Annotated in this window: 18 protein-coding genes; 7 read left to right on the top strand and 11 right to left on the bottom strand. The window is 73.3% G+C overall.

Annotation, left to right across the window (positions count from 1 at the left end):
- Positions 1 to 100: 100 nt before the first annotated feature.
- Genes ACWD4P_RS08125 through ACWD4P_RS08105 form a run of 5 tightly spaced genes read right to left on the bottom strand, consistent with a single transcriptional unit; the run spans position 101 to position 5037 of the window.
- Positions 101 to 502 (bottom strand): VOC family protein, encoded by a 402-nt coding sequence (locus ACWD4P_RS08125; protein WP_359824455.1) that lies wholly within the window; start codon positions 500 to 502, stop codon positions 101 to 103.
- A 33-nt stretch (positions 503 to 535) separates the two neighbouring features.
- The gene (locus ACWD4P_RS08120; protein WP_359824452.1) at positions 536 to 919 is read right to left on the bottom strand and encodes a cupin domain-containing protein; all 384 of its coding nucleotides are present in this window, start codon (positions 917 to 919) and stop codon (positions 536 to 538) included.
- A gap of 37 nt (positions 920 to 956) precedes the next feature.
- Positions 957 to 2825, bottom strand: a complete 1869-nt coding sequence (locus ACWD4P_RS08115) for an FAD/NAD(P)-binding protein (RefSeq protein ID WP_449778981.1) — start codon at positions 2823 to 2825, stop codon at positions 957 to 959.
- Positions 2822 to 3682 carry an N-acyl homoserine lactonase family protein gene (locus tag ACWD4P_RS08110; protein WP_359824447.1) on the bottom strand — a complete coding sequence of 287 codons (861 nt, stop codon included), beginning with the start codon at positions 3680 to 3682 and terminating at the stop codon, positions 2822 to 2824. The genes ACWD4P_RS08115 and ACWD4P_RS08110 overlap by 4 nt, the downstream gene beginning before the upstream one ends.
- A gap of 5 nt (positions 3683 to 3687) precedes the next feature.
- On the bottom strand, positions 3688 to 5037 hold the full coding sequence (locus ACWD4P_RS08105; protein WP_359824445.1) for a KamA family radical SAM protein: 1350 nt from the start codon (positions 5035 to 5037) through the stop codon (positions 3688 to 3690).
- Positions 5038 to 5382: 345 nt separating this feature from the next.
- On the opposite strand from ACWD4P_RS08105, the gene ACWD4P_RS08100 reads away from it, so the two are divergent.
- Together ACWD4P_RS08100 and ACWD4P_RS08095 are read left to right on the top strand one after the other, a co-directional pair.
- Positions 5383 to 7359 carry an FAD/NAD(P)-binding protein gene (locus tag ACWD4P_RS08100; protein ID WP_449778980.1) on the top strand — a complete coding sequence of 659 codons (1977 nt, stop codon included), beginning with the start codon at positions 5383 to 5385 and terminating at the stop codon, positions 7357 to 7359.
- Positions 7356 to 8546, top strand: a complete 1191-nt coding sequence (locus ACWD4P_RS08095) for an MFS transporter (RefSeq protein ID WP_449778979.1) — start codon at positions 7356 to 7358, stop codon at positions 8544 to 8546. The genes ACWD4P_RS08100 and ACWD4P_RS08095 overlap by 4 nt, the downstream gene beginning before the upstream one ends.
- Before the next feature lie 74 nt (positions 8547 to 8620).
- On the opposite strand, the gene ACWD4P_RS08090 is transcribed toward ACWD4P_RS08095, so the two are convergent.
- Entirely contained in the window at positions 8621 to 9205 is a 585-nt protein-coding gene (locus tag ACWD4P_RS08090) for a TetR/AcrR family transcriptional regulator (protein WP_359829908.1), read from the bottom strand.
- Positions 9206 to 9592: 387 nt separating this feature from the next.
- Between ACWD4P_RS08090 and ACWD4P_RS08085 the strand changes: the two genes are divergently transcribed.
- The 4 genes from ACWD4P_RS08085 (at position 9593) to ACWD4P_RS08070 (ending at position 14872) form a co-directional block, all read left to right on the top strand.
- Positions 9593 to 11632, top strand: a complete 2040-nt coding sequence (locus tag ACWD4P_RS08085) for a PEP/pyruvate-binding domain-containing protein (RefSeq protein WP_449778978.1) — start codon at positions 9593 to 9595, stop codon at positions 11630 to 11632.
- A gap of 84 nt (positions 11633 to 11716) precedes the next feature.
- Positions 11717 to 13072 (top strand): ATP-grasp domain-containing protein, encoded by a 1356-nt coding sequence (locus ACWD4P_RS08080; RefSeq protein ID WP_359829904.1) that lies wholly within the window; start codon positions 11717 to 11719, stop codon positions 13070 to 13072.
- 59 nt (positions 13073 to 13131) lie between these two features.
- Positions 13132 to 14271 carry a nucleotide disphospho-sugar-binding domain-containing protein gene (locus ACWD4P_RS08075; protein ID WP_449778977.1) on the top strand — a complete coding sequence of 380 codons (1140 nt, stop codon included), beginning with the start codon at positions 13132 to 13134 and terminating at the stop codon, positions 14269 to 14271.
- Positions 14272 to 14509: 238 nt separating this feature from the next.
- Positions 14510 to 14872 carry an MmcQ/YjbR family DNA-binding protein gene (locus tag ACWD4P_RS08070; RefSeq protein ID WP_359824380.1) on the top strand — a complete coding sequence of 121 codons (363 nt, stop codon included), beginning with the start codon at positions 14510 to 14512 and terminating at the stop codon, positions 14870 to 14872.
- Between the two features lie 32 nt (positions 14873 to 14904).
- Here ACWD4P_RS08070 and ACWD4P_RS08065 read toward each other — a convergent pair whose 3' ends face one another.
- The 4 genes from ACWD4P_RS08065 to ACWD4P_RS08050 are packed head-to-tail and all read right to left on the bottom strand — an operon-like array spanning position 14905 to position 18779.
- A complete protein-coding gene (locus ACWD4P_RS08065) occupies positions 14905 to 15546 on the bottom strand; it encodes an O-methyltransferase (protein ID WP_359824382.1) in 642 nt (213 codons plus the stop codon).
- A 41-nt stretch (positions 15547 to 15587) separates the two neighbouring features.
- Positions 15588 to 16787: an FAD-dependent monooxygenase gene (locus ACWD4P_RS08060; RefSeq protein WP_449778976.1), complete on the bottom strand. Its 1200-nt coding sequence runs from the start codon at positions 16785 to 16787 to the stop codon at positions 15588 to 15590.
- A gap of 37 nt (positions 16788 to 16824) precedes the next feature.
- Complete coding sequence (locus tag ACWD4P_RS08055) at positions 16825 to 17517, bottom strand: ArsR family transcriptional regulator (protein ID WP_359824386.1); 693 nt, start codon at positions 17515 to 17517, stop codon at positions 16825 to 16827.
- A gap of 8 nt (positions 17518 to 17525) precedes the next feature.
- Complete coding sequence (locus ACWD4P_RS08050) at positions 17526 to 18779, bottom strand: MFS transporter (protein ID WP_449778975.1); 1254 nt, start codon at positions 18777 to 18779, stop codon at positions 17526 to 17528.
- Between the two features lie 226 nt (positions 18780 to 19005).
- Between ACWD4P_RS08050 and ACWD4P_RS08045 the strand changes: the two genes are divergently transcribed.
- Positions 19006 to 19680, top strand: coding sequence for a LuxR C-terminal-related transcriptional regulator (locus tag ACWD4P_RS08045; protein WP_449778974.1), 675 nt, complete (start codon positions 19006 to 19008; stop codon positions 19678 to 19680).
- 81 nt (positions 19681 to 19761) lie between these two features.
- Here ACWD4P_RS08045 and ACWD4P_RS08040 read toward each other — a convergent pair whose 3' ends face one another.
- On the bottom strand, positions 19762 to 20496 hold the full coding sequence (locus ACWD4P_RS08040) for a class I SAM-dependent methyltransferase (RefSeq protein ID WP_449778973.1): 735 nt from the start codon (positions 20494 to 20496) through the stop codon (positions 19762 to 19764).
- Positions 20497 to 20554 lie beyond the last annotated feature (58 nt).

Here is a 20554-nt window from a genome sequence, read left to right as displayed (position 1 = left end):
AACGCGAACGGCGTCCGGGCTCCACGCGAACGGCGGCCGGGGGCGGATCGGGCATCGACCGGACGGTCTCCGCCCCCGGCCGTCCGTCACGGGCGCGGCGTCAGGCCACGTCCCGCTGGACCAGCTGGAACTGGATCCCGTCGGACGTCCCGGGCTCGGTCCAGGCGTTCAGGTTCGGGCCGACGAGCACGGGCTCGCTCGTGGTGAGCCGGATGCCGAGCCGTCGCACGGCCTCCATGATCTGCGGCACGTCGTCGACCTCGACCCCGATGTGCTCGATCCGGGCCTGGGCGCCCTCGCCGAGCCGGCGGCGCCGCGCCTCCTCGCCGGTCGGCTCGACGAGCTCGATCAGGCCGTCCCCGCAGCGGTAGAAGGCGATCCGCACGTTGCGCTCGGGGATGTCCTGGGCCCGTTCCAACTGCATGCCCAGGCTCTCCAGCAGGGCCCGGGCCTCGGTGATGTCGTCCACCACCACGCCGATGTGGTCGATCCGTTTGAACATGCTTCGCCTCTCGTGGGTCTTTTCGAGCACGGGCTACTTGGAGAAGTTGTTGTGCAGGGAGGCCAGTTGGGGAAGGTTGGACATGTTGAGGAGCAGCAGGTCGGCGTCCCCGGCCGGGTTCTCGAAGTGGTGCACGGACCAGGCCGGGATGAGCAGGATGTCGCCCTCGTCCAGGCCCCTGGTCTCGCCGGTCCCGTCGAAGACGACGGTCCCCGTCCCGGAGCGCACGAAGTAGAGGTGCCACCAGGTGTGCGAGTGCGGGGTGGTGCGGTCGCCGGGCCGGACGGCCTGGAAGGTCATCGAGGTGCCGGGGACGACCTCGTGGCCGCCGTCCGGCCGGGCGAGGGTGATCGTGCCGTACTCGGTGTGCTCGGTCGCCCGGAGCTCCTCGGCGAGGCTCTCCCATCGCCACAGCACCGGCTCCGGATCCGGGCGCGCGTGGCGCCGTCGGAACTCAGGGTACGGAAACTGCTGTCCGCTCTGTATCGCCACGTTCTGCCTCCGGGGTGGGGTCGGTGCGCTGGTGGATGTGGGTGAAGAGGTCCCGGACGGCGGTTTCGGCGTCGCGCGTGAACTGGGAGGCCATCGCGTGCCGGGGCAGTGCGTGGGTGTAGAACCGCGGCCCCTCGACCGGGTAGCCGATCGCCCAGGCGGTGGTGAGCGTCTCGCCGGCCGCGGTGACGGGCCGGCCCCGCTCGTCGATCTCCAGGCCGCCGGGCTTGAACGGGCCGTTGGCGTACGGCCGGACCAGGCCGCGTCCGAGCAGGTTGCCGATCAGCGGCGAGCTGTCGCGCTCGGGGTGGAAGGCGTCGAGCCGGGCGATCACCAGGGCGTCGGCGGCCAGGACCTCCGGCCCGCGGGCGTACGGCGTGCGGACGACGAAGCGTCCGGCCTCCCGGTCGAGGACCACGGTGCAGCCGGGGCCGCCCGCCAGGCCGACGACGCCGGCCCGGATCAGCGCGAGCAGCTGCCGGTTGCGCAGCAGCGGCGGGCCGAAGGAGACCCGGTTCATGGTCGGGTTGTGGATCCGGTTGAACTCCTGGTGCGACCGCGGGGTGAGCCCGGAGAACTCCACCGCCTCCCGCAGGCTCGCCCGGGTGTCCCGGATGACGTCGGTGGCGGCCTTCACCGGGCTCGTCAGGTTGCCCCGTTCCGCCTCCGCCAGGTCCTCGACGACCTGCTGGACGAAGAACTCGGTGAACGCCTTCTGGTCGGCGAACTCGCGGCCGCGCAAGGGATCGAGGACGGACTCGACGGCTGCCAGCTCGGCCGGGCTCGGTTCGAAGCCCTCCGGGGGGACGGCGGCGCCCTGCCGCGCGGTCCGGTAGGCGTAGGCCATCTCCCGGACCAGGAGCGGGAGGACCTCCGCCTCGAAGTCGAGCCGAGGGTCGTTGTGGAGCCGGACCGCGCGCTCCTTGAGCAGGCGCACCGCCTCCGGGGTGAAGAAGCGTGCCCGGTGCTGCCCGGTGATGCCCTTCTGGTTGATCCCCCGGGCAGCGAACGGCAGGCACTGGCGGGAGAACAGCCGGATCGACGGCTCGCGCCCGGAGGGCCGGTACACGAGGTCCGCGCCGGAGCCCTCGAACCGCCCGCCGCGGCCGGCGGTGAGCTCGGAGACCACGTCGTGCGCGGTCAGCCCGAAGCCCTGGACGGCGACGGTGGAACCCGGGGCGATCTCGCCGAGCCGCCGCACCGGGTACGGGGAGGGGCAGTACACCAGCCAGGGGTTGCGGTCCGCGTGCTCCGCGGCGAACTCCGCGTAGGCGCGGTCCTCGTCGGTGGGGGCCCGGTGGCAGTGCCCCGTGGTGAGGAAGACGTAGTCGCTCGGCAGGCGGTGGCCCTTGGTGAGGTGCACGGTGTACCCGCCGTCGGGACGCGCCTCGATGTCGCGGGCGCTGTCGCGGTGGTGCACCACCCGGATCCGCTCGGGCAGCGCCCGGACCGTCCGGTCGAACACCCAGCTGAGGTAGTGGCCGAGCAGTTTGCGCGGCAGGTAGGAGTGCTCGCCGACCGGCCGGCCGCCGTCGCCGCCCGTGGGGTGGAAGCCGGTGTCGAACTCGCGGTACCCGAGCTCCGCCGCCCACTCGGTGAAGGAGGGGCCTCGGCCGTCGGTGACCATCGTGACCTGGCTGGCCACGGTGTTGGTCAGCAGGTGGGCGGGCTGGCCGTCGGGGTGCGAGCCCTGCCCGGGCTCGCCGGGGTCGATCAGGTGCACCTCCAGTCCGTGCCCGGCCGGCAGGAGGCCGGCCAGCTCGTCGATCTGCTGCAGGACGCTCAGGCCGCGCGGCCCCGCGCCGACGACGGCGATCCGATGGGCCGTCATCCGGCCGCTCCGACCGGCTCGGTGCGGGGGGCGGGCCGCCGCTCCTCCGTCAGGGGGGCCTCGTGCAGGCACACCCAGTCGGGGGCCGTGGCCAGGGCGGGGAAGCGGAGGGCCACCCGGGGGTCGTGGCCCGGGATGATGTGGTCGGGGCCGTCCGCGAGGGACTCGATCACGTCGTAGCCCTCCAGCATGGGCGTGAGGTGGTCGAGGATCGGGAACGGGCTGCGCAGCCGGATGTTGTCCCACAGGTGGCTGGCGTCGCTGGCCAGCACGACCCAGCCGCGCGCGGTGCGGACCCGGACCACCTGGGTGCCCGGGGTGTGGCCCGGCACCCGGTGCACGGTCACACCGGGCAGGATCTCGGCCTCCCCGCGGTGCAGGACCAGCCGCTCCTCGAACAGTCCCTGCACCGCGGCCTGCACGTTGACCGGTTCGAAGGGGCGGCGTACGGCCTGGTGGCGCATGGCCGGCCCGGCGCAGAACCGCAGTTCCTCCTCCTGGAGGTGGACCCGGGCGGTGGGGAAGCGGTCCAGGTTGCCCGCGTGGTCGTAGTGCATGTGGGTGATCACGAGGTCCGACACCTGCTCGGCCGTGACCCCGAGGTCGGCCAGTGCGTCGACGGGGCAGCGGAACAGCGTGCGGCCCCGGCGCGCGGCCATCGACTCGGGGAAGCCGGTGTCCACCAGCAGGAAGTGCCGGTCGTTGCGGACCACCCAGAGGTAGAAGTCCATCGGACCCGCGCTGCCCGGGGCGAACTGGCCGTCGTCGTGCAGGAAGTTGTCCCGCGCGGGCCGGTCGGCGTGGGTGCCGAACCGGAGCGCCAGGACCTCGTAGACCGGCAGCGGTCGATCGGCCATCCCGGTCACACCCCCACCAGGTCGAGCGGTTGGCCGAGGACGGGCGCACGGTCGGCGGGCTCCTCCTCGAAGAAGAAGGAGCGCTCCCCGAACGCCGGGACGAGCTGGTCGAACCAGGTCGCGGCGGGGTCGAACTTCGCGTAGAAGGGCCGGCGGACGACGCCGTCCCGCCGGGCCTGCAGGAACTGCAGCGCGAAGACCTTCTCGCCGCGGATCGTCGGCGTCCCGTCGATGAGCACCTTGCCGGGGAAGGCGCTCATCGACGGGCCGCGCACCGTCCGGGACAGGCCGGAGACCGAGCTGTAGGCCGTCCGGAAGATCTCGTACGCCTCGACCAGCGGCAGCTCGAAGTAGGACCGGGCGCCGGTGTCGCGCTCGACGAACATGTAGTACGGAACGGCGCCGAGGCCGACCCCGGTGGTCCACAGCTCCTGCCAGGCCGCCGGGTCGTCGTTGATGTGCCGCAGCACGGGGGACTGCATCCGGACGACCGCGCCGGTGCCGGTGATCCGCCGCAGCGCCTGCTGGGCGATGGCGGGGCGCAGCTCGGCCGGGTGGTTGTAGTGGGCCATCAGGGCGAGGTGCTTGCCGGCGCCGACGATGCGCTCGAACAGGCGCAGCAGGTCGTCCGCGTCCACGTCGCTGACGAAGCGCTGCGGCCAGTAGCCGACGGCCTTCGTGCCGAACCGGATGTTGCGGACGTGGGCCAGATCGGGTGCCAGCAGCGGTTCGATGTACCGCTCCAGCGCGCCGGTGCGCATGATCATGGGGTCGCCGCCGGTGATCAGCACGTCGGTGACCTCGGGGTGCCGCCTGAGGTAGGCGGCCAGGCCCTCGGCGTCACGGGCCGCGAAGTGCAGGTCGTCCTCGCCGACGAACTGGGGCCAGCGGAAGCAGAACGTGCAGTAGGCGTGGCAGGTCTGGCCGGCGCTCGGGAAGAACAGCACGGTCTGGTCGTACTTGTGCTGGATCCCGGGGACGACCTGGCCGTCGAGCTGCGGCACGTTGTGGCTCAGCTGTCCGGCCGGGTGCGGGTTCATCCGGTTGCGGATCTCGAAGATCTGCTTGGCCAGCTGCTGCTTGTCGCCGGACCGGAGCAGGTCGCGCAGGGCGGTGTAGTCGTCCGGCTCCAGCATCGTGCGGTGCGGGAAGTTGAGCCGGAATATCGGGTCGTCGGGTATCCGGTTCCAGTCGATGAGCTCGTCGAGGACGTACTGGTTCGTCCGGAACGGGAGGACGTGGGCCACCACCTCGACCGCTTCGCGCAGATCCTGCGGAATTCTGTCCCACTGCGGCGCCCGCTTTATCGACGACCGGTTGTAGGGCTTGTACTTGGCGGGGCTGGATTCGGGCATGCGTATTTCTCCGTTCGAATGACGGAAACAGGAACCGGGGGTTGCCGCGCGGCGTCAGACAGAGGACCGGGCGGTGCGATCGGCCCAAGAACCGGGCGGGGCCGACTGGTCGGAGCGGCCGCCGCGGGCCGGGTCAAAAGCTAGCCGGGGGGTTCGGGGATGGGAAATAGATCGGCCTGGCGACTCATTCGGCGGGCGCATGAATGGCGTTCCATGACGCCGGTGCATGAATCATGTGCGGGCCGCATGAATGGAAATCCCGCTGACTAGGATCGGCGTGAGCGAACGATCGGGCACAGCCAGGCGGGGGAACGGGTTTTGAACAATCGATTCAGTGTCGGAATCGTGGGGCTGGGCCCCCGGGGGCTCATCCTGCTGGAGCGCCTGTGCGCCGGCGCGGCGGCCGACCCGGACCGCGGCCCGGTGACCGTGCACGCCGTCGACCCGGCGCCGCCCGGGGCCGGCCGGGTCTGGCGGACGGACCAGTCGCCGCACCTGCTGATGAACACCGTCGCGGAACAGATCACCGTGTTCACCGACGCCAGCGTGGTCTGCGAGGGACCGGTGGTGCCCGGTCCCAACGTGTACGAATGGGCGGGGCTACTCACCGCCGCGAGCCGGGACGCGCCGGGCCCGGACATCGGCCCGGGATCCGAGCACCCGGGCTCCGAGCACCCGGACGCCGGGCGCCCGGGCTCCGAGTACCCGCGCGAGGTGCTGCGCGAGGCCCGCGAGCTGGGGCCCAACTCCTACCCCACCCGCGCCTTCTACGGCCACTACCTGCGCTGGGCCTACCGCCGGACGGTGCGGACCGCGCCGCCGCACGTGACGGTGCACCTCCACCAGGACACCGCCGTCGCGCTGGAGGAGCTCGACGGCCGGCAACTGCTGCGCCTGGCCGGCGGCGACCGGCTCCTGCTCGACGCGGTCGTGCTGGCCCAAGGCCACGTGCCCGCCGCCGCCCCCGCCGCACCCCGCGGCACCCCGGCACCGGCCGGCGGCCGGCGGCTGCCGCCGGGCAACCCGGCGGAGGCGGACACGGCGGCGATCGCCCCGGGCGAACCGGTGGCGCTGCGCGGCCTCGGGCTCGCGTTCTTCGACTATCTGGGCCTGTTCACCGAGGGCCGCGGCGGGGTGTTCGAGCAACGCGCCGACGGGCGCCTCGACTACCACCCCTCGGGCCGGGAGCCGAGAATCTGTGCGGGATCCCGCCGCGGCCTCCCGTACCAGGCCCGCGGTGAGAACCAGAAGGAGCTCGGCGAACGGCACCGGCCGCTGCTGCTCACCGCCTCCGCCGTCCGCGGGCTGCGGGCCCGCGCCGCCTCCCACGGCGACGTGCGGTTCCGCCGGGACGTGTGGCCACTGGTCGCCCGCGAGGTGGAGATCGTCTACTACCGCACGCTGCTGCGGGAGCGCCGTGCCCCGGCCGACTCGGTGAACGGCTTCCTCCGGGCCTGCCTCTCCTCCCCGGCGCACCTGCCGCTGCCGGAGACGCTGCTGAGGCGGCACGGGATCGCGGCCGCCGAGCAGTGGGACTGGCGGCAGGTCGAGACCCCGTACGGGGAGCAGGCCCTGCGGGGGCGGCGGGAGTTCGGCCGGTGGCTGGTGGAGCACCTCGAACGCGACGCCGCACGGGCGAGGGGCGGCAACAACGACGATCCGGTGAAGGCGGCCCTCGACGCGCTGCGGGATCTGCGCAACGAGATCCGCCAGGTCGTGGACCACGCCGGGATCACCGGCCAGTCCTACCGGCAGGAACTGACCGGCTGGTTCTCGCCGTTCAACGCGGCCCTGTCGATCGGCCCGCCCGGGCGCCGGATCGCGGAGCTGGCCGCACTGGTCCGCGCCGGACTGGTGACCCTGGTGGGCCCGGGGATGCGGGTGGTGCCGGCCCCGCGGCAGGACGGGTTCCTCGTCTCCTCGTCCGTGGTGCCGGGGCCGCCGATCGCGGTCACCACCCTGATCGAGGCCCGCGTCCAGAGTCCGGACGTGCGCATCACCGCCGACCCGCTGCTGCGCGGGCTCCTGGCGACCGGCCGGGCGGCCCCGTACCGGATCCCCGACCCGGACGGCGGCCACCACGAGACCGGAGCGCTCGCGGTGACCGAGCGGCCGAGCCGCCTCGTGGACGCGCGCGGCATCGTGCACCCGGCGCGGTACGCCCTCGGCGTCCCCACCGAGGGCGTGCACTGGGCGACGGCCGCCGGGGTCCGGCCCGGCGTCGACTCGGTGACGCTGGGGGACGCGGACGCGATCGCCAGGGCCCTGCTGGACGGCGCGGCACTCCACCGCGCCGACCGGATCGAGGCGTTGGCCCGGTGAGCACGCTCGTCCGGCCCCCTCGGTCCGGCCCGGTGCGCGCCGGTGCCTCGGGTCTGCCGACGGCCCTGGGCGTCGCGGGCGTCACCGTCCTCACCTCGCTGCCGGTCTTCCTCCCCGGCGCCGCGAACGGCCTGATCTGCGCGGAACTGGGCTGGAGCGCCACCCGGACCGGGGCCGTCCTGGCCGTCTACTGGCTGGCCTCCCTGACGGGGGCCTTCGTCAGCAGGCGGTCCGCCTCCCCGGTCGGAGTGGAACGGACCCTGGCGGTCGCCCTGGGGGCCACCTGCGCGGGGCTGCTCGGTGCGGCCGGGGCCCCGGCCACCGGACTCTGGATCAGCTCGGCCCTCGGTGGCCTCGCGTACGGGTACACCCAGCCGCACACCAACGCGCTGCTGATGCGCCGGTGCGCCCCGGGGCTGCGGGCCTTCGCGTTCGGCCTGAAGCAGGCCGCGGTGCCGACGGCGACGCTGCTCGCCAGCGCGACGATGCCGTTGCTGGCCGGCCCGGTCGGCTGGCGCGGCGTGTTCGCCGCCACCGCGGTGCCGTGCGGCCTCGGCGCGGTCCTGCTGGTGCGGCACGCGGCCGCGGAAGGGCGGCAGCCGGCCGCCGCCGCGGGCGCCGGCGCACCCCTGAAGGCCGACGCCCGGCTGATCGCCCTCAGCTGTGCCGGCTTCTTCGGCGCGCTGGTCGGCAACGGACTGGGCGGCTTCCTGGTGCTGGCGCTGACCACCCGGGGGGCCTCACTGCAACTCGCCGGCGCGGTGGCGACCGCCGGCGCCGCGCTGAACATCGCGGTCCGGCTCGGCGTGGGCTGGTTGGTCGGCCGCCTTCCCCGGCTGGCCTGGCCGGTCCTCGTCGGCCTCTTCGCGACCGGGGCGGTGGGCGCCGTGCTGCTGACCCGCCCGGGCCCCGTGCCGACCCTGCTCGGCGCCCTGCTCGCCTACGGCGGCGGTTGGGGCTGGGCGGGCCTGCTGCACTACGTCGTCGGACTGCCCCATCCGGGGCGGGAGCAGCGGGCCACGGCCGTCAGCCAGATGGGGGTCTCGCTCGGGGCCGCGGCCGGGCCGGTGCTGTGCGGCGTGCTGTTCGGCCTGCTCCCGGACGCCGTCTGGTGGGCCCTGGCGGCGGCGTCCGCCGCGGGCTCGGCCTGCGTGCTCGTCGCCGCGGCCGCCCGCCGGGCGCCGTGACGGCGCCGGGCCGCCCCGAGGCCGACGCCGTCACCGGGGCCGTCACCGGATCCGATGACGGCCCCGATGACGGATCAGGAACGGCCCTGGTCGGAACCGGCCTGGAGGCCGGCCAGGACCAGCCTGACACCCTTGACCGCCCGCTGGAACGCCTCGGGCCGTTGCCCCGCCCGGGCCAGGACGTAGCCGCCCTGCACCGCCGCCATGACCAGCGAGGCCGTGGCCGCCGGATCGGTGCCGGGCCGGAGCTCTCCGCTGCGCACCCCCTCGGCGAGCACCTCGGTCAGCCGCCCGTCGAGCCAGTCGAAGAACTCGGCCAGGGGCGCGCGCAGCCGGTCGTCCGTGACGACGTCGTAGTCCTGGGTCAGGCGGCCCATGCGGCAGCCCGCGAGCGGGTCGCGTTCGAGGTCGAGGAAGGCGTTGACGCGGGCGACGGCCCCGCCCTCGCCGCCCAGTGCGCCCTCCGCGCGGGCGCGGAGCTCCTCGCTCATCCACGCCATGGCCTCCAGGGCGAGGTCCGCCTTGCCGGAGAAGTGGTGGTACATGCTGCCCTGGCCGGCGTGCGCGCGCTCCAGGACCTTGGCCGGGCTGGTGCCCGTGTAGCCACGTTCCCACAGCAGTTCGGCAGCGGCCCGGGTCAGTGCCTCCTTCTTGCTCATGCGGCCCAGTGTACCTACCACTCGTTACAGCGGGTATGCCCGGGGATCTTCGGTTCGCGGCCCCCGGGACGCCCCGGGTCGCCACTTCCTCCGGGCGATTGTCCCCGCGTTCGCCTGAGGTCGTACAGGAATCACCTATTCCGGAAATCTTCGATCGTTCATCAAGTGAAGGCGATCTCCCGTCATGTGACCTTTGCCACGGCTTGACGCGCGGTCGGGGCCGCCTTGACGACATTCTGATGGCCGGATCGATTCCTGATGGCCTGATGTCATGTGATCATTCGTCAAATGTTCATACTGAATGGCACTGTGTGGGTGGTCATACCCGACCCTTCTGTGCCAGGTGCACTGATCGTGTACATGATGACGAATGGCTGAACTGTGCGCATGACCCGTTCGGATCGCAACGACGCGACCACGCGGCCCCGCCTCCCGGGCGACGATCTCACCCTTGAGGACTTCTCCGGACTCGCCGGCCACGTCGGCGGCTATCCCTATGTGAAGATCGTGTTCGACCGCGAGGAGTCGGTCCTGCACTTCATCGACAGCGCCGACGGCACCCTCCACGTCAAGTACGTCGGGTGCGAGATCCTCGGCATGTCGATCGACGAACTGGCGAGCCGGCTCGATTCCTTCAATGACGACGTCTACCGGAATCCCGACCGTCGTTTCTATCTCGGCACCCTCGCCCTGCACACCCGCGCGGCGGCGGAGGACGGCGACCGGGCCGACACCTTCCTGTCCCTGGAGACCGTCGACGTCGACACCATGTCCCGGGAGATGCTGCGCTTCTTCTTCCACCGGGTGCGTGAGCACGTCGACCCGGCGCTGCGGCTGGTCCTCAAGCCGGCCGGCCACCAGCAGGAGGCCTACCTCGCGGACATCCCGGAGAGCGAGATCCCGCGCGTCCTGTCCCACGAGCTCTACTCCACGGCCTCCTTCGTGCCGCTGAGCGCCGGCGCGGCCCACGGGCGGCTGCGGGTGTACCGCTCGGAGGAGGAGTACCGGGCCGACCCCGAGCCGCTGGAGTGGCAGGACATCGTGGTGATGCCCCGGGTGCCCGAGGACATCCCCCGGGTGTCCGGGATCATCCACACCGAGCACACCACGCCGCTCTCCCACATCAACGTGATGGCCACCGGGTGGGGTATCCCCAACGCCGTCGGCATCGGGGCCCTGGAGCGGATCGACCGGGCCGGGCTGGCCGGCCGCTGGGTGCACTACCGGGTCGAGGCCGACGGCGGGGACCTCCTCCTCGAAGCCGCCGAGCCGGGCGGCCCCGGGGAGGCCCGGCCGGCCCTCGCGGCCGAGCGCATCACCGTGGACCTGCCCGACCTCGCGCCCACGGCCGTCACCCCGCTGTCCGAACTGCGCGAGGGAGACCACGTCCGCTTCGGCACCAAGGCCGCCAACCTCGGCGAGCTCACCCACCTGCTGCAGCACGGCTCGCCCCGCTGGCTCGGCTTCTACCAGCTGCCCCGGCCGCCCCGGGCGGACCTGCTGCGCTACCTGGCCCGCCAGCTCGGCCTCCCGGAGGACGCGGACGCGGTCGAACTCGACGACGCCGTGCGGATCCTGGTGAAGGAGTACGCCCACGTACCGCGCGGGATCGTGCTGCCCTTCTCGCTCCAGCAGGGCTTCCTCGACTCCTCGCCGGAGCTCCGGGCCGCCGTGGACCGGCTGGACTCCGCCCTCCGGGACGGGACTCCGCCGGGGGAGGAGGGCCCGCGGACCGAGGAGCTCTGCCTCGACGTCCAGCGGCTGATCCGCACCGCCCCGCTGCCCGAGCCGATCCGCGCCGAGGTCGACCGGGCGCTCGACCGGCACCTCTACGGCGCCCGCGTCCAGGTCGTCCGCAGCTCCTCCAACGCCGAGGACCTGCCCGGCTTCTCCGCCGCCGGACTCTACGAGTCGGTGGCGCACGTCAGCGGCCCGGAGGCGGTCCTCGACGCGGTCCGGGAGGTCTGGGCCTCGCTGTTCTCGCCGCGCGCGGTGCTGCTGCGCAGCCAGGCGGGCATCCCGCTGGACCACTGCCGGATGGCCGTGATCGTCCAGGAGCAGGTCGGCGCCACCGTCGGCGGCGTGCTGGTCACCTGCAACCCGCTGAGCCCGCAGGACTTCCGCAACGTCTACCTCAACATCTCGCCGCGCTCGGTGACCGACGTGGTCTCCGGCCGGGGCGCCCCGCTCCAGTACCTGTGCAACACCATGGAGGGCGGCAGCCGGACGGTCTCGCTGGGCAGCGCCGCCACCGACCTGGACGCCGGGACCAAGGACCTGGTGCGCCGGCTGGCCCTGATCAGCCGCCTGCTGCAGGCGCACTTCTCGCCCGACGAGACGTACGCGGCCCCGGTCGACATCGAGTGGGCGATCGACGGCGACGGCGTCAGCCTGCTGCAGCTGCGCCCCTTCCGCACCGCCGGCTGACCCGGCCGCGACGGGCCCGCGTGAGCGCGGGCCCGTGCGTCGGCATGCCCGCGAACCAGTGAACTTCCTTCAGGAGAGAGTGCGTTGAACAAGATCCTGTACGTCTACGTCAAGGGCGGCGCCCCGCTGGACTACGCGTTCCCGCGCATCGCCGCCTGCGGGGAGCTGCACGTCCTCGCGCTGGCGCCGCTGCCCGCGGCCGGGGAGGAGGTGTGGCGGCCCAGCTGTACCGGGATCGAGCTGGTCCCCGACGCCCCGCGCGGCGAGGAGCTGGTCGATCTCATCGTGGAGCACGCCAAGGCCATCGGGGCCGACGCGGTGCTGACCCTCTCGGAGTTCGCCGTGCTGGCCGTCGCCCACGCCGCGCGCCGGCTGAACCTGGCCGGCCCGGGGGAGGGGATCGTCCGCGCCCGGGACAAGCGGCTGATGCGGGAGGCGTGGGCCGCCGCCGGGGTGCCGATCCCCGCGTTCCGCCGGGTCGACAGCCTCGCGGACCTGACCGGCGCGCTGGCCGAGCTGGAGCCCCCGCTGCTGCTCAAGCCGGCCTGGGGCGCCGGGTCGGTCGCCCAGATCGTGCTGGACTCGGTCGAGCAGGCCGCCCCGGCGTGGGCCGGGATCGAGAGCGGGCTGCGGGCCGGCAGCCAGGTCGGCATGAACGAGCTCTACGCCGCGGACACCGACCGGGACCGCCTGGTCGAGTCGATCGCCCAGGGCTCCACCGAGGGCTGGTACGAGGAGCCCGGCTACGGCGACTACGTGAGCGTGGAGGGGATCGTCGCGGACGGCGTCCACCGCCCGCTGGCCATCACCGCCAAGCTGCCGACCGTGCCCTCCTTCGTCGAGGTGGCCAGCACCTCGCCGTGTGTCCTCCCGGTGCCCTTGCAGCGGCGGATCGAGGAGGTCACCCGGCGGGCCGTCGACGCGCTCGGCCTGGAGAACTGCGGCACCCACACCGAGCTGAAGCTGATGAAGGACGGCGAGCTGGTCGTCATCGAGACCGCGGCCCGGTTCGGCGGCCTGCTGACGACCCGGCAGGTCCACGAGGTCTTCGGGCTCGACCCGATCGGCATGCTGGTCCGGCAGCTGCTCGGCGAGCGGGTGGAGTACCCCGCGGTGATGCCGGTCGTCGGGTCCGGGGCCGCCGCGTCGCTGGCCGTCGTCCCGACCGACGCGGCGGGCGTGCCCTGGCGGACCAGCCCGGTCTGGAACCCGGAGGCCGTGGACTGGCAGGCCCTGCTGTCCCCGGGCAGCACCATCGAGGCCGTGCCCGCGTTCGCGATGCCCGCGGGCCGCACCGTCCCCGCCTTCGACCCGTCCGCCGGGTCGCGCAACTGGCTCGGGGTCTACCTGCTGAGCGCCGTCGACGCCGAGACCCTGCGGCGCGACTGCGACGCCGTGCTGAACGGCATGGAAGCCGCCCTGCACCGGGCCGCCTCCTGACCCCCCGCGGCGAACCGTCCCCCACCGAGCCACCCCGTAGCGACGTCCGAGGTTCCTTCATGCGTGTACTGTTCGCCGGCGCACCCGGCGCCGGCCATCTCTTCCCGCTGGTCCCGCTGGCCGAGGCGATGCGCGAGCTCGGCCACGAGGTCGCGGTGGCCTCGATGGACGGCGGCGAGTCGGTCGCCGGGTCCGGGCTGCCGTACCTGTCCATCGCGCCGGGCGTCGACTGGCGCAAGGAGATCCGGGAGGCCGGCCGCACCCGGCGGCCGGACCTGATGCGGCGGGTGGTCGAGAGCAACTCGGCCGACCGCGAGGCGTTCGTCCCGCTGGCCGCCCTCGTCAACAGCCGGGTGGCCGACGAGACGGTCGAGCTCGCCGAGCGGTGGCGGCCGGACCTGGTGGTGTACGACTACCAGTTCCCGGTGGCCCTGCTCGCGGCGGCCCGCCTGGGCGTGCCCGCCGTCCAGCACGACCTGGGCTTCGTCCGCACCCCGAAGCTGCGGGCGCTGATGCTCGCGGAGATGGCGGACGCCTTCGCCCGGCACGGGATCGACCGGCTGCCGGAGCCGGCCGAGGTCATCGACCTCGCGCCGCCCAGCATGGCCGGGCAGGAGCGGTACGGCTGCTCGATGCGGCCCGGGGCCTACAACGGCGAGGGGGAACTCCCCGCCCGGCTCGCCGTGCCCGCCGACCGCCCGCGAGTGGCGGTGACCCTGGGCACCGTCCCGCCCAAGACCGACGGCCTGACCAGGATCGAGCGGGTGATCGCGGCGGCCGCCGAGGTCGACGCGGAGTTCGTGCTGGCCACCGGTGAACTCGACCTGGGCACGTTCGACACCCTCCCCGACAACGTTCGGGCGTACGGCTGGGTCCCGTGGCGGGCCCTGCTGGACACCTGCGCGGCCGCGATCCACCACGGCGGCAGCGGCACCGCGCTCAGCGCGCTGGACGCGGGCGTCCCGCAGCTCGTGCTGCCCGACGGGTCCGACCGCTTCATCACCGCGGACGCGGTGCGGCGGCGGGGCGCCGGGCTCGCCGCGGGCGCCGAGGAGATCGGGCCGGAGCTGCTCGACCGGCTGCTCGCCGACGAGGCACTGGCCCGGGCGGCGCGCGAGGTCGGCGCCGAGATCGCCGGGATGCCGTCGCCGGCGGACGTGGCGCGGCGGCTCACCGGCCTGGCCCGCGCGGCAGGCTGAGGCGGGCCGTCCGGCCGGCCCGGCGCCCGAGGACCGTCCGACCGTCCGCACGGGGCACCCCGTGCGGACGGGCCCGGCGGCCCCGCCCGCGGGACTCCCGCCCGCCCCCGGCTCCCATGGAGCTGACATGACGTCATGTCCCGTGCGACGGCGGGTGGATCGCCCAGCCACCGTTCCGGGGTGGCATCCTGGCGGGAGCGCGCGGAAGCGGCCGCGGCGGAGAGGGGACGAGGGCGGCATGACCGGGGACGACGTGGAGGAGCGGCTGCGCGCACTGTGCCTGGCGCTGCCCGAGGTGGTCGAGGCGAGCAACCACCACGGGGAGCCGTCCTGGCGGATCCGGCGGCGGACGCTGGCCCAGCTCTCGGAGCACCACCCGCGCGGCCGGCGGAGCTTCTGGGTGCCGGCCCCGGTGGGCGCCAGGGAGGCGATGGTCGCCGCCGAACCCGACCGGTTCTTCGCACCGCCCTACGGCGGGCGCGACTGGGTCGGGGTCTACCTGGACGTGCCGGTCGACTGGGCGGAGGTGCGCGAGCTGGTCGTGGACGCCTACCGGCTCGTCGCCCCCAGGAAGCTGGTGGCCGGGCTGGGGGAGGCCTGACGTCCGCCAGCCCGGCGGCCCCGCGGCCGGTCTCAGACCCGGCGGATCAGGGTGACCCCGTCCCGCACGGTGAGCATCACGGACTCGCTGCGCGGGTCGGCGGCGACGGCGTCGTTGAACGCCCGCAGGGCCCGCACGTCGGGGTCGGTGCTGTCCGCGTCGGTGATCTCCCCGCGCCACATGGTGTTGTCGCAGGCGATCAGCCCCCGGGCGGAGAGCCGGGGCAGCGTCGCGGAGTAGTAGGTGTGGTAGTTCGGCTTGTCGGCGTCGATGAAGACCAGGTCCAGCGGCTCCTCGATCTCGGCGATCGTGTCGAGCGCGGGACCGACCCGCACGCTGATGACGTCGGCGTAGCCGGCCTCCGCGATGTGCTTGCGGGCGACCTCGGCGCGGTCCGGGTCGATCTCACAGCTGATCACCCGGGCGCCCTCGGGCAGGGCGACGGCCATGGACAGCGCCGAGTACCCGGTGAAGGTGCCGATGTCGAGGACCACCTTCGGCTGAAGCGTGTGGATGACCATGCGCAGCAGCCCGCCGACGAGCTGGCCGCTGATCAGGTGGCCCATGCCCAGGTCGTTCCCGGACACGCCCGCCAACTGGGCCGGGTCCGGGGTCGAGTGGGCCTCCGCGTACTCGTCCATGCCGGGCAGGGTGATGGGCGGCAGGGTGAACATCTCTTCCTCCTGGGTGGGTGGTCGGACGTCGTTCCTACGGATCAGGTCGGGTCGTACGCGCTCTGCCAGCCGTGCGTGTTCGCGTGCAGCCAGGACTCGAAGTCCGCCGGCGTCAGGGCGGACCAGTCCGGGGACTCCTCGACGCGCATCCTTCCCAGGTGCTTGCCGAGCCGGGTGAGGTCGTTGCCCGCGCCGCGCCGCGCGGCGTCGAAGGCGGCCAGCGCCTGCGCCCACGACTCGTGCTCCCGGCAGGCGAGTTCGAGGGCGCGGGCGTCCTGGATCGCCTTCACCGCGCCCGCCCCGGTGTGCGGGCGGGCGATCGCCCCGGCGTCGCCGGCCAGCAGCAGGGAGCCGGCGGCGTAGCGGGAGACCGTGGTGTCGTACATCGGGTTGATCGACAGTTCGTGCCGCTCGGTGCGCCGCACCGCGTCGGCCCACACGGGCGGCAGCTCGCGGGTGATGAGTTCTTCCAGGTAGCCGGCGGCCTTCTCGTCGACCTGCCCCCGGGGGACGGGGGCGGCCTCGGCCGGGTAGAGGCCGTCCGGCACGCTGCCGTACAGCGCCCAGTTCTGCCGGAAGCCGCCGGAACCGGCGTCGGGAATACGGTAGAACACGGCGTGGCCGCCGGGGAAGCCGACCGCGACGAAGTCGTCCAGCAGCGGGTGCGCCGGGCCGTCGGCGCCCCGGTCGGCGGGGTAGTCGCCGCGCCAGAGGCCGTACCCGCCGTACGCCACCACGGCCTCGGGCGCGACCGCCGGCCGCACCGTGGAGCGGTAGCCGTCGGCGCCGACGACGGCGGCGTACGTCCCGGCGGGGCGGCCGTCGACCTCGACCGCGACGCCGTCGTCCCCGGGCCGCAGGCCGGTGACGGTCGAGCCCTCGTGGTAGTCGCCGTCCGGCACCTGCCCGCGCAGCCCCCGCCAGACCAGCGCCCAGCTCGCCATGATCGACGGGTACGGCTGGCGGCCGACCTCGCGGCCCTCGGCGGACCGCTCCGCGCGGGTGAGCCAGATCAGCTCGGGCCGCCGCAGCACCCGCATGCCGGGGTCCAGGTACCCCGCGTCGAGCAACTCGTCGTAGAGCGACGCCGGGAGGGTGATCCCGGCGCCGCGGTCGCGCAGGCCGCCCCGGCTGCGCTCGAACACGGTGACCTCGCAGCCGGCGCGGGCCAGGGCGACGGCCGTGGCGCAGCCGGCGATGCTGCCGCCGACGACGGCGACCCGACTTCCTCGTATGCGCATGGTTGCCTTCTCCTCAGGGGGACGCGCCGGCCCGCTCTCACGGGTCGGTCTCGGTGTTCACGGGGTGTCCGGTGCGGTGCCAGCGGGTGAAGCCGCCCACGAGGTGGCGGGCGTGGCGGTCGTGCGCCCGGAGCAGCCGGACGCTCTCGGCCGAGGTCACGCAGAAGGGCCCGTGGCAGTAGGCGATGATCTCGGTGTCGTCCGGGAGTTCGTCGAGCCGGTTCAGCAGCTGTTCGTAGGGGAGGGAGACGGCGCCGGGCACGTGGCCCATCGTGTAGTCGTCGCTGGTGCGGACGTCGATGACCAGGGCCCCGGCGTCGACCCGGGTGGTGAGTTCGTCGACCGTCACCGGCTCCAGCGCGCTGAGGTCGCCGAGCTGGTCGTCTATGACGCTGCGCAGGTCGGCCAGGCGCCGTTCGGCGAACTCCTGGAACACGCCGAGGAACCGGGCCACGTCGTCGTCGGTCAGCCGGTACAGCACGCTGGTGCCGTCCTTCCGGCTGCTGACCAGGTGTGCCGAACGGAGCTGCTGCAACTGGGCCGAGGTGTTCTTGAACGGGATCCCGGAGTCCTGGGAGAGCTGCTCGACGGTGAGTTCGCGCCCGTCGAGCAGGTCGAGCAGGCGCAGCCGCAGCGGGTTGGCGAGCACCTTGCCGACCCGTGACAGCTCCGCGTAGATCGGGATGCTCAGCTTCGGCGCGTTCGGTTCCGGCGTGGTCGGTTCGGACATGGACGGACCTATCGTGTGGTGCCGGGCCGGGGTCCGGCCGGTTCGAGGACGTGGCGGTTGCGTCCGGCGCCCACACCCGCCACCACCTCGCCGGCCGTGACGACCAGCAGCAGGACGAGCGCCGTCGGGAGGCCGTCGGAGGCGTTGACCAGCATCCCGCCGACCAGTGGCCCGAGGATGGCGATGAGGTAGCCGACGCCCTGGACCATACCGGAGAGGCCGACGGCCGCATCGGCGTCCTTGGCGCGCAGCCCGATCAGGGTCAGCGCCAGGGCGAAGCCGGCGCCCTGGGCCAGGCCGAGCAGCAGTGCGGCGATCCAGGCGCCGTAGGAGATCGGCGCCACCATGAGCGCGATCAGCCCGCCGGCGTTGAGCACGCCGATGGCGACGGCGACGCCCCGCTGGTCGGGGAGCCGGCGGATCAGCAGCGGGACCCCCAGCGAGCCGGCCACCTGGATCAGGGAGGTGACGGCCTGCACCAGCCCGCCCTCGTCGAGCGTCATGCCCCGCTGGTGGCAGATGGTCGGCAGCCAGCCGAGGACGAAGTAGAAGGACAGGCCCATGAATCCGAAGAAGGCGGTGACCTGCCAGGCCAGCGCGTCCCGCCACAGCGCGGCGGGGATCCGGGCCCGGACGGGGGCGGAGGAGCGCTCCCGCAGGACGGGCAGCCAGATCGCGCAGGCGACGACCGCGACCGGGACGGTGATCCAGGCGAGCGAGGCCAGCCAGCCGGTGCCCTCGTGGCCGCTCAGCCGGGGGGCGAGCGCCGAGGCACTGGCCGCGCCGATGGTGAGGACGATCGTGTAGAGCGCCATCACCGGTGCGAGCCGGTCGCCGAACTTCCGCTTGATCAGGCCGGGGACGGCGCCGTTGATGGCCCCGATCGCGGCGACCACCAGCAGCGTGCCGACGAACAGCGCGGCCTCGCTGCGCAGCATCCGGACCAGGTCGCCGACGAGCAGCACGATCACCGAGGTCGCCACCAGGCGTTCCTCGCCCATCCGGCGGACCAGCGCGGGGCCGGTGAACGCGAAGAGGGCGAGGCAGACCGTGGGCAGCACGGTCAGCAGGGTCTGGCTCGATCCGGACAGGCCCAGCCCGGACTTGATGGGGGTCAGCAGCGCCGACACCGCGGCGATCGGGGCGCGCAGGTTCAGCGAGACCGCGATCAGCGCGGCCAGCAGCCACCACGTGGAGCGCTGCGAGGAGGTTTCCGCCGACGCGGGTGCGGTGACCGCGGGGGGTTGAGTTCGGGACGCCACTTTGACACACTCCCAAATTCCAAAGGACTTTAGAATAAGAGAACGATACCTCCGACGCGTGGCCCCGGCACCCGGTTCCCGACGTGCCGCGCCCCGCGCTCCCGAACGCCCCTGGACCGGGCCGCTCACTTCTGTTCGATTGGCTTGCGCCTATCAGGGGTGGAGTGCGCCCGGATTTGGTACGGTGATCGCTGGTGCACGAGCTGTTACCAGGGGGAGGAACGGGATGTCCGACCAAGCGGCTCTGCAGTCTGCCTTCGCGGACACCATCGCCGTATTGATCGCCGCGGACCCCCCGGTGTACAGATCCAGCCTCCGCAGCCTGCTCGACGGCGTCGAGGCCCTCGAAGTGGTCGGAGGCGTCGACACCGGCCCCGACGCGGTCCGGGCGATCCACCGCCTCTGCCCCGACGTGGTGCTGCTGCACGTGTCCCCGTCGAGCGCCGTCACCACCGACGTGATCGCCTCCATCACCGAACGCTGCCCCGACACGGCCGTGCTGGTCGTGAGCATCGCCCACGACCGGGAGGCCTTCCTCGCCGCGATGCGCGCCGGCGCCCGCGGCTACCTCTCCCGGGGCGCGCCCTCCCAGGACCTCGTGCTGGCGATCAGGATCGTCCGCTCCGGGGGCCTGGTCTTCGACTCCAGCACCTCGGGGTGGGTGACCGACCACCTGGCCCAGCCGGCCGGAGTGCCCAAGCCCTTCCCGGAGTTGACCGACCGTGAGCTGGAGGTGCTGGAGCTCGTCGCGGACGGCCTGGGCACCGCGGCGATCGCCCACCAGCTCGGCCTGTCCGTCAAGACGGTGCGCAACTACCTGTCCCGGATATTCGCCAAGCTGCACCTGGTCGACCGGACGGAGGCCGCGGTCCGGGCCAGGCAGGCCGGTCTCGGCCACTGACCCGGACGGCGGCGTGGTGGCTCGCCCGCTGATCGCCTCCACCGGCACACCCACCACCACGCCCGCCCCGCGCCCGGCCCGTCAGGCCGCCGCGCGCGGCGCCTTCCGCGCCACGATCACCCGGTTGTAGAGCTCCTCGGGAGCGGTCGCGACGATCTCGGCCTGCTCGAAGCCCGCCTCGAGCAGGCGGTCGCGCCAGAACTCCGGCGTGGTCAGGATCTCCCCGTCCTCCCGCAGGAACCGCGGCAGCAGGTCGAGTTGGAGCAGCATGCGCTCGAAGCTCGCCTCCCGCAGGTAGTACTTGGCCTTGTCGGTCAGCAGCTCCAGCACGTCGGTGGCCCGCTCCTTGCTGCCGGCCGGCCCCATCACCCGGCAGAACTGGTCGGCGTTGACGAACACACCGCCCGGGCGCAGGACGCGCAGCAGCTCGGCCGCCGCCTTCGGGTAGGTGTCGAGTTCGAGGTGGTGCAGCGCGAAGCTGCTGATGGCCACGTCGAAGCTCTCGTCGGGGATGTCCGAGAGGTCCTCGGCCACCCCGCCCTGGAACGACGTCAGCGGGTCGTCGGCGAACTTGGCGGTCGCCTCCTTGACCATGGTCGGTGCCGGGTCCACGCCGAGGATCCGGGCCTGGGGGAGGGCCGCGCGGCACAGCGAGGTGAGCCGCCCGGTGCCCGAGCCGATGTCGAGGATGTCGGCGGTGTCCGCCGGCAGCAGGTCCACGGCCGCGGAGAGCAGGGCCACGTTGGAGGCGTCGGTGTTCAGTACCTTGTCATAGTCGATCTTGACGTTGTTCCAGTGCGTCGTGCCCGATTCCATGACGGTCAACCCTTCGTTGGTTCGGTGCCTGTCCGTACCGATCCGGTCCGGTCCGGTT

Source organism: Kitasatospora sp. NPDC002543 (genome assembly GCF_053594915.1).
The sequence above is the reverse complement of the archived record's forward strand: the minus strand, read 5'-3'. Positions and strand labels throughout refer to the sequence as shown.

Bases quoted from the DNA above. Each gene is read 5' to 3' on its own strand.
- ACWD4P_RS08125 (WP_359824455.1), bottom strand. From the start codon at position 502: ATGTTCAAACGGATCGACCACATCGGCGTGGTGGTGGACGACATCACC.
- ACWD4P_RS08115 (WP_449778981.1), bottom strand. From the start codon at position 2,825: ATGACGGCCCATCGGATCGCCGTCGTCGGCGCGGGGCCGCGCGGCCTG.
- ACWD4P_RS08110 (WP_359824447.1), bottom strand. From the start codon at position 3,682: ATGGCCGATCGACCGCTGCCGGTCTACGAGGTCCTGGCGCTCCGGTTC.
- ACWD4P_RS08105 (WP_359824445.1), bottom strand. From the start codon at position 5,037: ATGCCCGAATCCAGCCCCGCCAAGTACAAGCCCTACAACCGGTCGTCG.
- ACWD4P_RS08090 (WP_359829908.1), bottom strand. From the start codon at position 9,205: ATGAGCAAGAAGGAGGCACTGACCCGGGCCGCTGCCGAACTGCTGTGG.
- ACWD4P_RS08085 (WP_449778978.1), top strand. From the start codon at position 9,593: ATGACCCGTTCGGATCGCAACGACGCGACCACGCGGCCCCGCCTCCCG.
- ACWD4P_RS08075 (WP_449778977.1), top strand. From the start codon at position 13,132: ATGCGTGTACTGTTCGCCGGCGCACCCGGCGCCGGCCATCTCTTCCCG.
- ACWD4P_RS08070 (WP_359824380.1), top strand. From the start codon at position 14,510: ATGACCGGGGACGACGTGGAGGAGCGGCTGCGCGCACTGTGCCTGGCG.
- ACWD4P_RS08065 (WP_359824382.1), bottom strand. From the start codon at position 15,546: ATGTTCACCCTGCCGCCCATCACCCTGCCCGGCATGGACGAGTACGCG.
- ACWD4P_RS08060 (WP_449778976.1), bottom strand. From the start codon at position 16,787: ATGCGCATACGAGGAAGTCGGGTCGCCGTCGTCGGCGGCAGCATCGCC.
- ACWD4P_RS08055 (WP_359824386.1), bottom strand. From the start codon at position 17,517: ATGTCCGAACCGACCACGCCGGAACCGAACGCGCCGAAGCTGAGCATC.
- ACWD4P_RS08045 (WP_449778974.1), top strand. From the start codon at position 19,006: ATGTCCGACCAAGCGGCTCTGCAGTCTGCCTTCGCGGACACCATCGCC.
- ACWD4P_RS08040 (WP_449778973.1), bottom strand. From the start codon at position 20,496: ATGGAATCGGGCACGACGCACTGGAACAACGTCAAGATCGACTATGAC.